Origin of the sequence: Chryseobacterium sp. 1B4, assembly GCF_036631475.1 — a bacterium.
In the GTDB taxonomy this organism is placed as follows: Bacteria; Bacteroidota; Bacteroidia; order Flavobacteriales; family Weeksellaceae; genus Chryseobacterium.
Genome location: NZ_JAPNUF010000005.1, coordinates 36,190 through 51,215, shown reverse-complemented (window position 1 = coordinate 51,215; position 15,026 = coordinate 36,190). Strand labels below are relative to the sequence as shown.

Sequence of the window (15,026 nt, the reverse complement as noted above, 5' to 3'; positions counted from 1 at the left end):
AAAAAAAGCCGTCAACTGATGTTAACGGCTTTATATCATTATTTTACATTTACTTTTTCTTGGCTGCCGGCTTTTTGGCGGCAGTTGTCTTCTTCGCAGCGGTTGCTTTTTTGGCAGCTGGTTTTTCTTTTCGGCAAAGGCTTTCGGATCCTGATCTGTAATCCATTTTTTCACCTCATCTAAAGAAAGTTCTTTCAATTCCTCAGCTTCATATTTTGTATCGTCTGCTTTTTTCGGAATTTTGAACATGGCTTTTCCAAATTTGATGAATGGCCCCCATCTTCCGTTTTCAATGGAAATTTTTTCTTTTTCCCACTGCTGGATGTATCGGTTGGCTTCTTTTTCAAGCTTGGCATCAATCAGTTCATTGATATCGCTTTGAGAAAGATTTTCAAAATCGTATTTCTTCGGAACATTCACGAAAATATCCCTGTACTTGATAAATGGTCCGAATCTTCCTGTTCCTTTTGTTACAGGTTCACCTTTATAAGTAGCAATAGGAGCATCAGCAATTTCTTTTCACTGATAATTTCCTCAGCACGCTTCTGATCTACAGAAAGCGGATCTTCACCTTTAGGGATACTGATATACGTTTCTCCCCATTTTACATAAGGTCCAAATCTGCCTACCCCTACAGAAACCGGCTGTCCGTCAACTGCATTTAAATCGAAAGGTAATTTAAACAGTTCCAGAGCCTCTTCAAAAGTAATGGTTGCAATATTCTGACCTGCCATCAGGGATGCGAAGATCGGTTTTCCTCATCATCCGTTTCTCCGATCTGGATCATCGCCCCGAATCTTCCGATTCTTGCATGTACATTTTTACCGGTCTTAGGATCTACTCCCAATAGCCTGTCTCCTGTTGCACGGTCTGCATTTTCTTCTACATCTTCAATCCTCGGGTGGAATTTTGAGTAGAAATTCGTCATCATTTCTTTCCACTTCTGATCACCACTGGCAATTTCGTCAAAGCTTTCTTCAACTCTTGCCGTGAAGCCGTAATCAAGGATTTCCCTGAAATTATCCGTAAGGAAATCATTAACAACTTCACCGATATCTGTAGGAACGAATTTATTTTTATCGCCTCCGAATTTTTCCTCAAGAACTACTTTTTTGATCTTGTCTTTTACCAAAGACATTTTGATCACTTCACGGGTCTGTGGCTCGATTTCTCTTTTATCCACATACTCCCTGTTCTGGATAGTCTGAATAGTAGGTGCATAGGTAGATGGTCTACCAATCCCTAATTCTTCAAGTTTTCTTACCAATCCGGCTTCAGTATATCTTGCACTCGGTCTTGTGAACTTTTCAGTAGCAGTAATGGTTTTGTAGCTTAATACTTCTCCTACGCTTACTTTCGGCAGCAACTTATCGTTATTTTCTTCATCATCATCTTCAGTCTTCACAATTCCGTACGCTTTCAGGAAACCGTCAAATATAATCACCTCTCCCTGTGCCTCAAAATGATGTGGTAAAGATGTATTTCCAATTTCAATTACTGTCTTCTCGATCTTGGCGTTGGCCATCTGAGAAGCAAGTGTCCTTCTGTATATTAACTGATACAGCTTATTCAGCTGAGCATCTCCTATGCTTTTCACTCCAAAATCTGTAGGGCGGATGGCTTCGTGCGCTTCCTGTGCTGAAGCAGATTTTGTAGTATAGTTTCTTGGAGAAGAATATTCTGATCCGTATTCTGAGATAATTTGTTTTTTAGCGCCTTCAATAGCTTCCTGAGAAAGGTTTACTGAGTCTGTTCTCATATAGGTAATAAACCCTTCTTCATACAGCCTCTGCGCCAGACGCATGGTATTGGTCACGTTATATCCAAGCCTTGAAGAAGCTTCCTGCTGTAATGTAGAGGTTGTGAAAGGTGCTGAAGCAGAACGTGTACCCGGTTTGGTTTCAACATTCAGAACTTTAAATTCTGTGGTTTTTGCCTGCTCCAGGAATTTTTCTGCTTCTTCTTCTTTTTCAAAATCTTTCTTCAGCTTGGCAGCAATTTCCTGCTCTGTTTTATTTAAAAAGATACCGTCAAGTTTAAAGCTTGCTTTCGGAATGAATTCACGGATCTCTTTTTCTCTTTCAACGATTAATCTTACGGCTACAGATTGTACTCTACCTGCAGACAGTCCTGGTTTTACTTTTTTCCATAAAACGGGTGACATTTCAAAACCTACGATCCTGTCCAGCACACGTCTTGCCTGCTGTGCATTTACCAGGTTCTGATCAATATCTCTCGGATTGTCAATTGCTTTTAGAATGGCGTTTTTGGTAATCTCATGGAAAACAATTCTTTTTCTGTTTTCAGGCTTTAGTTTCAGCTCATCCGCAAGATGCCATGCAATAGCTTCTCCCTCGCGGTCCTCATCGGAAGCGAGCCATACCATATCCGCTTTCTTTACGGCAGCTTTTAATTCGGTTACCAATTTCTTTTTGTCTGCTGAAACTTCGTAATCAGGACTGAAAGTAGCAAGGTCTATCCCCATTCCTTTTTTAGGGAGATCCCGGATATGCCCGAAACTGGATTTCACTTCAAAATCCTTTCCTAAATATTTCTGAATAGTTTTTGCTTTTGCCGGGGACTCTACGATTACTAAATTTTTCGACATTCTAACTAAAAATTTTTGCAAAAGTAAAGCTTTTTTATTATATACTTTTTGTTAAACGGGTTTAATTTACTAATCCGAATGCTTTACACCTTCTTTTAATACCTGTTTTCTGAAGAAATAAGTCTTTTGTAGTATAGGTTTTAGACTATTATACAAATCTCTGCAGATCATGATATAGAATTTTTCACCAGCCGTAATAGACGTAAGAAATATCTTCGTGGTGGCAACAAGCGGAACAAAAGGCATTGCCCCCTTTTTATTTATTTAAAACCTTATCGTTTTATAATTTTAACAGTTGCTTCTGAATTATTGATTCTTATCAGATATACGCCTGCATTTAAAGATGAAAGATCTGTCTGGTTATTGATAAACTGTCCTGATTTTACAAGCTGTCCCAGGGCATTAAAAATTTGAAAATCGTACTCTTTATTTTCTGTAGCTTTTATATAAAGAATATTGGACACAGGGCTGGGATACAGGGAGATCTTGTTATCGGCAGTTTTAAGTACGGCATTTTCAGTACTTAATGTAGGGCCGTTTGGTATGACGGTAGTCCTTGAAGCCGGTCCTTCTTCATTGCCATTGGCATCATATTCTATTTTTACACATCGGCATCCTGTTCCGAAATAGGGGTCATTATTGTCATGAAAAACTATCAGTCTATTGGTTGTAGGAGCCGCATCAAATAAAACATTGACTGATCTTCCCAGATAATTGGAATTTAAAGCGGCCGTCCAGACAGCCGGATATTGATAGTTGAGCACATTAAATGTTCCCTGTGCTGACTGATTTGCCGTCACACTTCTGAATCCTCTTGATCCGGAATCAGGATAATTTCCTAAAGGATATGCTGGATTATTAAAGATATATCCTACTGTAGCATTGGCAGCGTTTTTCACCCTTGTCCCCAGGTAATCAGTGGCAATACTGTATGACGTTGCTACATTTTTATCTTTTTTATACCAGGGAGTCTGTCCGAAATCTGCACCTGAAACCAAAGCCACATTGGTAAGGTCAGGAATTCTCCATCCTTCAGGGCAAGGATCGAAAGGGGATTTTTTACCTCCTCTGCCCCATCTGTCCGGCGCTAAGTTAGGTTCTGTTGCAAGCCAGTCTGTTCCGCTGGTATAATTAGGTGTCGTGCTGTTATAAGGTGCAAAAGTACTGGGAATCATGTACACCAAAGGGTTTTTCACAGAATAGGATAATATTCTGGAGATTTTGTCTACCGGTTTATCGGCAGCCTGTACATTTGATGCTGCAGCATAGGTATTGTAAGGGACAATATAACTTCCTGAAAGATTATTATAGTCAGTCGGATTAAGCGTACTGTATGTAACCGTTCCATTGTCTGCAGCTGCTCCTAAAAACACATTGTAGAAGCTTCTGTTATCTGCATACTGAAACACAGGAATAGGGTCCTTTCTTCCCCATTGATAATGCAAACCGGTAGAGGCACGGATTTTTAAAAGTTCATCAGCGGTAGGAGCCTGCGGGTTGGCAACAGCAGGAAAAACATCTACAGCTCCGAGATTCCGATCCATAAAAGTCGTCTGGAAAACCACATCAGCTTTATTTACATAATTTACATAGTTTGTAACTGCTGCCGGGGCCTCGGTAGTATAGGTGTAAGATCCCACAGGAGAATCCGTCACCCAGATATGCCAGCTCCAATATACAGGTGATGATATACTTCCGTTATGGAGTGTTACAACCGCATTTCCACTTTCATTGGGGGCAATTTCCACAGCTATTTTAGAATTGGCAATATCCTGCAGCGATGAAGGTGAAGGATTCACCACTGTAATTTTACTGACAAGGCCTGGATTGGTAGTCCAAAGGACATTCCCTTTTAAACTATTAAAACTTGAAGGATTTAATATTTCAGCGTTATTCAGTAATTGACTTTGTACAGAGAAGGCCTTGCTGACCGGAATCACGACAGTAGTAATAGTTCCGCTTTTTACAATCTGGTATGTATTCGGATTATTGAATCCTTCTTTATATTCTGTAGCTGCAGGCAGATATTCCGTTGGAAAATCATAGTCATTGATCGTGTAAAGAGGATCTTTTATACATCTGCAGCCATTTGCATCCGAAGTGTACATTATGGACATAGGAAAGTAATAATAGCGTCCTTTAATATTAGGATAGTTTGCATCCGGGATATCAGGCTGTGTTTTATCCGGAATCATGGAAAGTCCTCTGACAGTAACGGCCGGAGAGGCATCAAACTGCCGGGCCATGGTAGCCGTCCAAAGTGCAGTGTGATGCTGGTCAGTATACTGGCCCTGGTGGGCTCCTCTGATAAGCTGTCCGTTTCCCGGGAAGATCCCCATATTGTATCCTCCGACAGCTGAAAGATCAAAACCCCAGTTGGGATAAATTTTAAATCCCGTCATGAAGGCAGGAACTCCTGCATTGGTAGGTTTTATAATGTGGTATTTATTGGTCTCAAAAACATTTTTCGCCATATTGGTCCTCACTCCGAAAGGTGAAAAGTCTATTCTGATATCGTCCACATAGGATGAAGAAGCCAGGTTGGCAACCAGCATAGAAGGGATTCGCCATCCGTTGGGACACGGGTCATAAGGAGATTTATCCCTGTAAGGTTTTGCTTTGTCATCGGTATTGTAAACGGCTTCTATTTTCCCCTGTGCATTATCAGACCAGAGATTAAGTTCTGAAAGCCTGTTGGTGGGTAAGGCTGTGGATTTTCCAAACCAATTGACAGGAAGGTTGAGATTATTGTTGTAGTACGCCTGGCCGGAGTTGTCATCTTTGTTCACATAAATAAGGCTTAAAGGATTTTTTACAGAAAGCCTTATATTATTGGTTACTTCCGCTGCAGAAAGCAGAACGAATTTCCTGAGATCATCAATACTTACAGCATTGGTCATATTCTTTGCTCCTCTATGTCTTATTCTGCCTATAGATCCTGAGGCTTCATAAAAATCATTTCCTCTTGTAACTAAGGGAGGAATAGGATCTTTTCTTCCCCACTGATAAAGAAGTCCAATGCTTCGGTTCCAGTCTGATGCAGTGATCGAACTTGTAACTGCTCCAAGGTTTCTATCCATCCATTTCCAGTCGGAATCTGGAATAACTTCAGTGGTTCCGTCTGATTTCATTCTCTTAATATTACTGAAACTTCTGTAAGTGGAACCGTTTGTAGGATCATCAGTCACCCAGATATGCCAGCTCCAATAAATTTCTCCATTTACTTTGAAAGCAATGACCGCATTTCCTTTTTTTGTTTTATTGACCGGGACTTTTATTTTGGCTTCCTGCCCGGTTCCCGTTATTTCCAGCATATAGTTTACTCCCGATTTTATAAGTCCATGAACATCTTCCCATAAAACATCCGCTGTTACAACACCAGCCGGAATACCGCTCCCGTTAAGGTATCCGCCGCCTTCCCACATTGCATACGCTTTTTTTACAGGAACCAGCAATCCCTCACTGTTCTGACCGGGGTCAAAAATGTAACTGTTAGGAGCTTTTTTCCAATCCGGAAGGAATAATTTTGCCAATTCGGGTAACGGTCTGGCGAGTGAGTCCGTATTTTTAGCCATCCATACTGCTTTAATATGCCCAGTTGAGGAAAGGCTTTCTCTGACATTCCCTTTAGAACAGATTCCCAATGATATCAGACAGAAGACTGCCGCTAATTTTTCAGCTAACCTTTTCATACCTTATAATTTAGTGTTATTACCCAAATACAATTTTTAAGCCTATTTCAATAAAAAGAGATTTATTTTATAAATAAAAACAACATATTTAAATTATGTTATTAATAATTCAAAACAAAACTAGCAAACAGTACAAACATGAACAAGCCTTTCACAAAAAAAAGACAGCCTAATGACTGTCTTTGTAATTAATATATTTTAATTTTCAAATTCTATGGGAGGACATAGTTCTGATAACGCTCTATTGAAAATCGTCCTGCTTTGATATTGTTAAAGATAGCAAAGACGACAAAATTGAACACGACCAGTGAAATAATAAATGCATAAATCATGTTTTTTACTTTTCCTGAAACCACATACATTGCATTTGGAATAATAACATAGGCGAATCCGATGAAAGCTCCCGCAAGTCTTGACGAGAATATAGGGTTATTTCTGAAGATAAAGTAAAGGCAGATTCCGGCTACAGCATAGTTTCTATGATATTCGTAATAAGGATACAGCTCTTTCATCTTGGTATCAAAAGCGAAAAGGAAGAAAGTAAGAATAGCCATCATCACCTCAGGAATTCCGATACCTCCGTTCAATCGTTCTACCGTCTGATCCATATATCCGTTAAATCCTTCTACCAGGGTACTGTCAGAAGCCATTCCATCTAAGAAACTACCAAAACTTCTGTATATCTCAAATGGAGATAAAAAGACAGAGCCTACAATCATAATCAGCATCACTGTCTTATTAATCGGAACACGTGCCAGCCAATACATAGGGAGGAATAAATAACACACACTGTGTATACCTGATCCTATGAATATAAAAAATAAGTAATGCCAGAGTTTCCTTTCTTTAATATACCGTATGGCAAAGTAAACGATAAAAGTACCTAAATTCTGTCTGATCTGCCCGCTTTCTCCAATAAAGAAGTTGGGAATAAACATAAAAAGAGTAAAGGTAAAAGGATAAAAAGTATTATCTTCCGTATACTCTACTTTAAAGATCATTGCAAAAATAGCAATGACCAGCGTAAGCATATAAAAAGGAGCATCAAAGATATTCAGAAGAATTTTATTAATCAGGGTATACAGCCATTCCACATCCAGAGTTTCCGTTCCTTCCATATGGAGCATCTTCATAAAGATACTGTAATAGCTTTTGGTATCAGAGTAAATATAAATTCCTTTATAACTTCCGTAATCCGGGCCCACATCTTTTCTAAGACCAACAATAATGATAAAATAAACAGCAAGGAACCAGAACCATTTTTTATCAACCTTCTTACCATACACTTCCTGAACACTGAAGAACAGCATATAGAGGATTGCAACTAAATAATATGGATGTAGTAAACTCATGCTAAATCTCTGATGTTTTTTTAAACTGATGATATGCTGTGATTATCCCGGTCAGAATTAAAGGCAGAAACAGCCTCACCTCCCAATACAGCCCTACTAAAGTAATCATAAGAAGATAAGGAATGGAGAAGAAAAATACTTCCCGAAAACACTCCTGTTCTCCGGTGCTGTACAAAGCTTATATATAAAATAAATCACAATTAATGCAAACACCAATCCCGCAAGGTTGAAAGGGCTGGAAAAGTTTCTGTTGATATAAAAACCTTCCACAAATGTAGTCTCCTCCTGCACAAGTACAGCCCTCAATCCCAGATAAGGAATCAGAAAAGCAACGACCAATGGTATTATTTTCCGGATAATCTGATAGTTCCCTTTTTTCAGCTCGTCAATTTGAAAAAAAACAGCAGCAAAAAAAGCAATATTCAGACAGGCAGTTTCTCTTACCAGGGTAGAGATTGCAATTAAGCCGATAAGAATAAAAAAGAAAATATTTTTTCCGGTATCTGAATATTTCAGGGTCAGATAAACACCTGCAAGATAACAGAAGAGCGCTATAGTATCACAGTTTGTAGGGGCATACTGTGTTATTACAATAAAAAAACAGATAGAAGATGGATGATTCTTCTTGCATTAAGATTCAGAAGAAGACCTGTTGATTTCAGCTGAAAAACAGCATTCAAAATCAAGGAACATAAAATAAAGAAAACACTATTCATCAGGAAGAGGCCATGATAAAGGGCGTTCCATTCTTTGACAGAAAATCTTTAAAAAAAGAAAGAGGGCCGTTGATGAGGCAGTACATCAGATCCGTCATCTGGACACTCAGATAATTGGGAATCACTCTGTAAGCATATACCGAGGAAAACAAAAAGTCAGGCGTTTTTTCTGATGTTTTAAGTCTTGTATAAGAGGATTCAAATCCATAATAAGACATCGCAAACAACAGAAGCGGAAGTACTATTACAAATAGAAATCCGTTTATTTTTTCATCATTTCTTTTCAACATATCTAAAACAGATTCTTATTTTTTAATAATAATTGTGGTTTAAAATACATTTTTCAAAAGGGAACTTTTGCAAAAGTAGAATATTTTTGAATCTTCCTAGAATATTTTATTGATTTTCAGTCAAAACTTATTGCTAAATATTTTGAACTAATGCTTAAAAAATTAAATTTGCAGACTTGATTTAAATGCAATGCATCGCTTTTTTATATTTTTATATTATCTGATTTCCAAAAATAAAATTCTATCTGTACTGACAGCCATAGGAATTGCCGTTTTGTGCATTTTCTTTGCGTCAAAGATCAATTTTGAAGAGGATATCAATCAGATCATTCCTAAAAATGAAAAGTCGGATCTTACAGCAAAGGTTCTTAAACAGCTTAATTTTTCTGATAAGATTATTGTCATTATCGAGAACAAATCCAGCGAAGACAGCTTCCAGCTTTCTGAAACGGCAGATACTTTTCTGAAAAAAATTGAGCCTTTACAGAAATACATCGGTTCTGTTCAGGGCAAAGTGAATGATAATGAGATTTCAGAGACCTTTGATTTTGTCAATCAGAACCTTCCGCTCTTCCTTAATGAAAATGACTATAAGGAGATTAATCAGAAACTACAAAAAGACAGCATTGCCAAACAGGTAGAGAATAATTACATCTCACTGGTTTCTCCCACAAGTCTTGTCACTAAAGAGTTTATTAGAAAAGATCCTTTGGGACTTACTTTTTAGGAATTAAAAAATTAAATGCTTTAAACATCAGCAAAGACTTCAAACTTGAAGACAGCTATATTGTAACCAAAGACGGCAAAAATCTCCTGCTTTTCATTGATCCTAAAAACAAAAGCAATGATACGAAAGCCAATGAAGCATTTGTAGATCAGCTCAACTCTATCAAAGACGGCATCAATAAGCAGTTCAAAGGAAAAACAGAAATCAGCTATTTCGGCTCTCCTGTAATTGCAGTGGCCAATGCAAAACAGATCAAAAAAGACATCCAGAATACAGTTGTCATTTCTATGACAGTTCTTTTGATTCTTCTGATCTATTATTTCAGGAATTTCTTTACTCCCATTATTGTATTTCTTCCCACCGTATTTTCTGTACTGCTGGCCTTATTGGTTCTTTATTTCATTAAGGACAAAATCTCAGCCATCTCATTAAGTGTGGGAGCCATTCTGATCGGGATCACGATAGATTACGCCCTGCATATTCTTACTCATTACAAGCATAACAATAATATTGAAGAGCTTTATAAAGAGATTACCCAACCGATCATATTAAGCAGTGTAACAACAGCCGTTTCATTCTTATGCCTGGTTTTTGTACGTTCTGAAGCATTGAAGGACTTGGGACTTTTGCAGCCATTACCGTTATTCTTTCTTCAGTTACAGCATTGATTATCGTTCCCCAGCTTTATAAACCAAAAGAAAAGGGAGAGCATCCGAATACCAACTTTATTGACAAGATCGGCTCTTATCCGTACGAGAAAAACAAGCCTTTGATCATAGGGTGCTCTGTTATTATTCTGGCCTGCCTGTTTGGATTCAGACATGTAGGATTTAATGAAGACATTGGTGATCTGAATTACATTCCGAAAGAATTAAAAATCAGTGAAGCAAAGCTGCAGAAGCTTTCCGACATCACTTCAAAATCTATTTATACGATTTCTTACGGAAATTCTGAAGAAGATGCATTAAGCAGAAACTCAGAACTAAGCAGCTTCCTTGAAAAAGAGAAGAAAGAAGGCAAGATTTTAAGCTATAATTCGATCGGAAGTGTTGTCCTTTCAGAAAAAGATCAACAGAAAAAGATTGATGAATGGAATCGTTTCTGGAATGAGGAAAAGAAAAGCCGGGCCATTTCTGAACTGATCAGTAACGGAAATAAATTGGGTTTCAACAGTTCTGCATTTGACAATTTCAATGAAGTTCTGCATAAAGATTATTCCGTATTAAACCTGAAGGATTACCAAAAAGTGAAAGCGCTTCAGATTTCAGAATTCATGAGCAGCGAAAATGGTTTTTATACCGTTTCGAATGTTGTAAAAGTAAACGAAAATAAAAGGGATGCTTTTATCAAAGATATCGAAAAGAAGCATGATGCTATTGCTATTGACCGCCAGCAGATGAATGAAAATTTCCTTGGACTGCTGAAAAGAGATTTCAATACCCTGATCAATTATTCTCTTCTTGCGATCATTTTAACCATTATTGTTTTTTTCAGAAATTTTGAATTAACAGTGCTTACCATGTTCCCGATTGTTTTAACAGGGGTTGTAACAGCCGGAATACTTTATTTTCTGGGACTGGAGCTGAATATTTTCAGCACTGTAGTGTGCACACTGGTTTTTGGGGTTGGTGATGACTTTAGTATTTTCCTTACCCAGGCCATGCAGAAAGAACACACCACAGGAAAAAATGAACTGCCCACCTATAGAATTTCTATTATCCTTGCCGTTTTCACAACCATCCTTTCCATTGGCTCCCTGATTTTCGCCAAACATCCGGCCCTGCATTCCCTGGCTTTGGTTGCTTTAATCGGAATGTTCTCAGTTATCATTATTACCTCTACCCTATATCCGTTCTGGTTCAGACTGCTGATTACCAACAGAGCCCAAAAAGGACTTTCACCGATTACTTTCAGGCTGTTCATATGGTCTGTATTCTCATTCCTGTATTACGGAATTGGCGGATTGCTGTTTTCCGCTTTCGGCAGCGTCTTTGTCAAAAATTCCAAAGGAAAGACCCTGAATATTATCAAAATTATTTTAGCCAGATTTTTAACTTCTGTTCTTTATTCTAATCCTTTTGTAAAGAAGAAGGTCATTAAAAATCCGTCAGAAAATTTCAGTAATCCGGCCGTGATCATTGCCAACCATACATCCTTCCTGGATACACTGGCCATTGCAATGACGACCCATAAAATCATCTATCTGGTAAATGACTGGGTGTACCAGTCTCCTATTTTTGGAAAGCTGGTAAGAGCTCTTGGATTTTACCCCGTTTCACAGGGAATTGAAAATGGAATGGAAAAGCTGAAGGAAAAAGTTGAACAAGGATATTCATTAGTGGTTTTCCCCGAAGCAGAACGTTCTTATACCAATGACATCAAAAGATTTCATAAAGGAGCATTTTACCTTGCAGAACAGTTCGGCCTGGATATTCTTCCCATCTACATTCACGGAAACTCTGAAGTTCTGCCAAAAGGAGACTTTATTATCTATGATGGCAGCATCACGGTAAAAGTAGGCAACAGAATCAGCAAAGATGATATGAGTTTTGGTAAAAACTATTCTGAAAGAACCAAAAAAATCAATGCTTACTTTAGAGAAGAGTTTGCGAAACTTCGGGAAGAGATTGAGGATGAAAATTATTTTAAGAAGAAATTATTCCTGAGTTACCTGTACAAAGACAGTGAAGTGGTAAAAGAAGTAAAAGAGGATTTCAATACCAACAAATCGGTATATTTTGAACTTAACAAGCATATTTCCAATGACGCCAGCATCCTTCATATGACTGATGATTTTGGACAAAAAGATGTTTTATTAACATTGTATCAGGCAGGCAGAAGAATTTTCTCTATGATCCGGAATGATGAAAAGAGGGAAACCGCCGCACACAGCTATCTGGTAAAAAAGAAAAATACATTATATAAAAGACCTTTCTGAGATCAATAAGAAAATTGACATTCTTCTTATATCAGATGAACATTTTACAATGAATGACCTTCCGGAACTTCCTGAAACCATCATTTTTGTAAATACAAAAAACACCTGGTCAGGAAGTGAAAATTATACACTGAAATTCAGTTCCGAATCCATAAAAGTATTTAAATCTACCTAATAAATATGAAAAACATATTTTTGTAAACCCTAAAGAAAACTAATGAAGAAAAATATACTTGTCATATATTATTCACAAACCGGCCAACTCGAAGATATTGTGAAAAACATCGCCAGGCCTTTTGAAGCTCAAAAGGAGAAATATGATGTTACCTATTATAATATTAAGCTGAAGGAAGACTTTCCGTTTCCCTGGCCAAGTGATGTTTTTTTCAACACTTTCCCCGAATCCTATCTGCAGATTCCAAAAGAAATCTATCCTCCTTCAGAAGAAGTCCTCAATAAAAAGTATGATCTTATCCTGTTCGGGTATCAGGTATGGTATCTCACACCATCCATTCCTGTTATTTCATTCTTAAAAAGCGGGTACGCAGGCCGTATCCTTAGAGATACTCCTGTTGTAACCATTTCCGGAACCAGAAATATGTGGATGCTTTCCCAGGAAAAACTAAAAGTATACTTAAGAGATCTGCAGGCAAAACTTGTCGGAAATATAGCACTGGTAGACAGACATGACAATTATACCAGCGTGCTGACCATTCTCAGATGGCTTACCACAGGACAGAAAGAAAAATCAGGAATGCTTCCGGCAGCCGGTGTTTCTGATGAAGAAATTGCAGGTTCTGTAAAGTATGGCGAGATTATTGAAAGACACTTCAATAACAATGATCTGATTAATCTGCAGCCGGATCTTGTTAAAAACGGAGCCATTGAGATCCGTGCGTTCCTGGTGCGTGTAGAGAAGGTAGGAAACAAAATTTTCACAGTATGGTCTAATCTGATTATCAAGAAAAAGAGAAACGTCCATTGCTGATAAAATTCTTTAAGGTATATTTGATGGCCGCGATATGGATTATCTCACCTGTCGTTTTGGTATTACACCTTCTTACAACCCCTATATTTTGGTTTAAAAGACAAAAACAAAAAAGATATTTACAAGGAATTAATTTAAAATAGAATGTACGACGTATTTATAACAAAAGCATCAAAATACTTACCCAATGAGCCGGTAGCGAATGATGAAATGGAGACTTATCTTGGGCTTATCAATGATGCGCCATCCAAAGCAAAATCACTTATCCTAAGAAATAATAAAATCACAACAAGATACTACGCTTTAGATAAGGAAGGAAATCCTACACACACTAATGCGCAGCTTACAGCAAAAGCAATCGAAGGCCTTTTTGATGAAAATTTCAAGAAGGAAAACATGAAGTTATTATCCGTAGGAACCACTTCACCAGACCAGATCCAGCCATCACACGCTTCTATGGTTCATGGTGAACTGAACATCGGAAAATCTATTGAAATTAATACTTCAACAGGTCTTTGCAACTCAGGAATGAATGCTCTGAATTATGGATTCCTTTCTGTAAAAGCAGGTGTACAGGAAAATGCCGTATGTGCAGGTTCCGAAAGAATGTCTGCATGGATGACTGCTGATAAATTCAACCACGAGGCTGAAAATTTAAAACTGCTCGAAGAAAGACCTATCATCGCTTTCAAAAGAGAATTCCTGAGATGGATGCTTTCCGATGGAGCGGGAGCTTTCCTGCTGGAAAATAAGCCAAGAGAAAACAGCACTTCCTTAAAGATAGAATTCATTGATTTCTATTCATATGCACATGAAATTGAGGCATGCATGTATGCCGGATGTGATAAACTTGAAGACGGAAGCCTGAAATCATGGGCAGATTACCCATCTGATGAATGGCTGAAGCAATCTATTTTTGCCATCAAACAGGACACTAAAATTCTGGATAAATATATTCTTGTAAAAGGAGCTGAAAGTTTAAGATCTTCTTTTGACAAACATAATTTGGATCCTGAAAAAGTTGACCACGTACTGGCTCATATTTCTTCAGGATATTTCAAAGACGGACTGAAAGAAGAATTTGCTAAAAAAGGAATGGACTTCCCTGCAGAAAAATGGTTCTACAACCTCTCAGAGGTAGGAAACATCGGTGCAGGATCTATCTTTATCGCCCTTGAAGAACTGATGAACTCCGGGAAACTGAAAAAGGAGAAAAAGTACTTCTTTGTGTTCCTGAAAGCGGAAGATTCGCCTATTCTTGTGCCTTATTAACAGTTTGCTAATGGAAAACAGACTCCCCACATCGGACAAAGATTTTGTAGAAAGCCTGATTCCACAAAGACATCCTTTTGTGATGGTACATGAATTGACTGAGTATTCTGAAAATCATCTCCTGTCAGGTTTTGAAATCAAAGAAGATAACCTCTTTATCCAGGATGGATTATTTCAGGCATCAGGACTTATTGAGCATCAGGCCCAAAGCGTTGCTTTACATACAGGATATAAATATTACCTTCTTGGAAAAGACGCTCCTACCGGATATATAGGAGCCATCAAGTCTTTTGAAGCTGAAAAACTGCCTAAAATTGGCGATCAGCTGAAGTCTGAAGTAACGATCCTTAATGAAGTAATGGGAGTAACCCTTGTAGATATTGTGACCAAACTGAACGGTGAAGTGATTGCAAAATCTCAAATGAAAACCGCTGTAAAATAAA

At 38.0% G+C, this 15,026-nt stretch carries 11 protein-coding genes and 2 pseudogenes; 7 read left to right on the top strand and 6 right to left on the bottom strand.

The window, feature by feature from the left end; genetic code table 11:
* Positions 1-49: 49 nt before the first annotated feature.
* The 6 genes and pseudogenes from topA to OWR28_RS03840 form a co-directional block, all read right to left on the bottom strand.
* Positions 50-2,608: pseudogene (gene topA, locus OWR28_RS03865) on the bottom strand (type I DNA topoisomerase).
* A gap of 69 nt (positions 2,609-2,677) precedes the next feature.
* Entirely contained in the window at positions 2,678-2,854 is a 177-nt protein-coding gene (locus OWR28_RS03860) for a hypothetical protein (RefSeq protein WP_332385561.1), read from the bottom strand.
* Between the two features lie 26 nt (positions 2,855-2,880).
* On the bottom strand, positions 2,881-6,300 hold the full coding sequence (locus OWR28_RS03855) for a T9SS type A sorting domain-containing protein (RefSeq protein ID WP_332385560.1): 3,420 nt from the start codon (positions 6,298-6,300) through the stop codon (positions 2,881-2,883).
* A gap of 212 nt (positions 6,301-6,512) precedes the next feature.
* On the bottom strand, positions 6,513-7,652 hold the full coding sequence (locus OWR28_RS03850) for an EpsG family protein (protein WP_332385559.1): 1,140 nt from the start codon (positions 7,650-7,652) through the stop codon (positions 6,513-6,515).
* Positions 7,653-7,757: 105 nt separating this feature from the next.
* Positions 7,758-7,991 (bottom strand): hypothetical protein, encoded by a 234-nt coding sequence (locus OWR28_RS03845; protein ID WP_332385558.1) that lies wholly within the window; start codon positions 7,989-7,991, stop codon positions 7,758-7,760.
* A 376-nt stretch (positions 7,992-8,367) separates the two neighbouring features.
* On the bottom strand, positions 8,368-8,658 hold the full coding sequence (locus OWR28_RS03840; RefSeq protein ID WP_332385557.1) for a hypothetical protein: 291 nt from the start codon (positions 8,656-8,658) through the stop codon (positions 8,368-8,370).
* Between the two features lie 190 nt (positions 8,659-8,848).
* Between OWR28_RS03840 and OWR28_RS03835 the strand changes: the two genes are divergently transcribed.
* The 7 genes and pseudogenes from OWR28_RS03835 to OWR28_RS03805 all read left to right on the top strand — a co-directional run bounded on the left by OWR28_RS03835 (position 8,849) and on the right by OWR28_RS03805 (position 15,025).
* A complete protein-coding gene (locus tag OWR28_RS03835; protein WP_332385556.1) occupies positions 8,849-9,385 on the top strand; it encodes a hypothetical protein in 537 nt (178 codons plus the stop codon).
* Between the two features lie 2 nt (positions 9,386-9,387).
* Positions 9,388-10,053 (top strand): MMPL family transporter, encoded by a 666-nt coding sequence (locus OWR28_RS03830; protein ID WP_332385815.1) that lies wholly within the window; start codon positions 9,388-9,390, stop codon positions 10,051-10,053.
* On the top strand, positions 10,050-12,323 hold the full coding sequence (locus tag OWR28_RS03825; protein ID WP_332385555.1) for a 1-acyl-sn-glycerol-3-phosphate acyltransferase: 2,274 nt from the start codon (positions 10,050-10,052) through the stop codon (positions 12,321-12,323). Before OWR28_RS03830 ends, OWR28_RS03825 begins: the two co-directional genes overlap by 4 nt.
* Before the next feature lie 49 nt (positions 12,324-12,372).
* A complete protein-coding gene (locus OWR28_RS03820; RefSeq protein ID WP_332385554.1) occupies positions 12,373-12,498 on the top strand; it encodes a hypothetical protein in 126 nt (41 codons plus the stop codon).
* A gap of 42 nt (positions 12,499-12,540) precedes the next feature.
* A complete protein-coding gene (locus OWR28_RS03815; protein WP_332385553.1) occupies positions 12,541-13,311 on the top strand; it encodes a dialkylrecorsinol condensing enzyme DarA in 771 nt (256 codons plus the stop codon).
* A gap of 144 nt (positions 13,312-13,455) precedes the next feature.
* Positions 13,456-14,594 (top strand): annotated as a pseudogene (gene darB / locus OWR28_RS03810) (dialkylresorcinol biosynthesis protein DarB).
* Positions 14,594-15,025: a hotdog family protein gene (locus OWR28_RS03805; protein ID WP_332385552.1), complete on the top strand. Its 432-nt coding sequence runs from the start codon at positions 14,594-14,596 to the stop codon at positions 15,023-15,025. The pseudogene darB and the gene OWR28_RS03805 overlap by 1 nt, the downstream one beginning before the upstream one ends.
* Position 15,026: the final 1 nt, after the last annotated feature.

Excerpts from the sequence above, each read along its gene's own strand:
- OWR28_RS03860 (WP_332385561.1), bottom strand. The coding sequence starts at position 2,854 with ATGCCTTTTGTTCCGCTTGTTGCCACCACGAAGATATTTCTTACGTCT.
- OWR28_RS03855 (WP_332385560.1), bottom strand. The coding sequence starts at position 6,300 with ATGAAAAGGTTAGCTGAAAAATTAGCGGCAGTCTTCTGTCTGATATCA.
- OWR28_RS03850 (WP_332385559.1), bottom strand. The coding sequence starts at position 7,652 with ATGAGTTTACTACATCCATATTATTTAGTTGCAATCCTCTATATGCTG.
- OWR28_RS03840 (WP_332385557.1), bottom strand. The coding sequence starts at position 8,658 with ATGTTGAAAAGAAATGATGAAAAAATAAACGGATTTCTATTTGTAATA.
- OWR28_RS03835 (WP_332385556.1), top strand. The coding sequence starts at position 8,849 with ATGCATCGCTTTTTTATATTTTTATATTATCTGATTTCCAAAAATAAA.
- OWR28_RS03820 (WP_332385554.1), top strand. The coding sequence starts at position 12,373 with ATGAATGACCTTCCGGAACTTCCTGAAACCATCATTTTTGTAAATACA.
- OWR28_RS03815 (WP_332385553.1), top strand. The coding sequence starts at position 12,541 with ATGAAGAAAAATATACTTGTCATATATTATTCACAAACCGGCCAACTC.
- OWR28_RS03805 (WP_332385552.1), top strand. The coding sequence starts at position 14,594 with ATGGAAAACAGACTCCCCACATCGGACAAAGATTTTGTAGAAAGCCTG.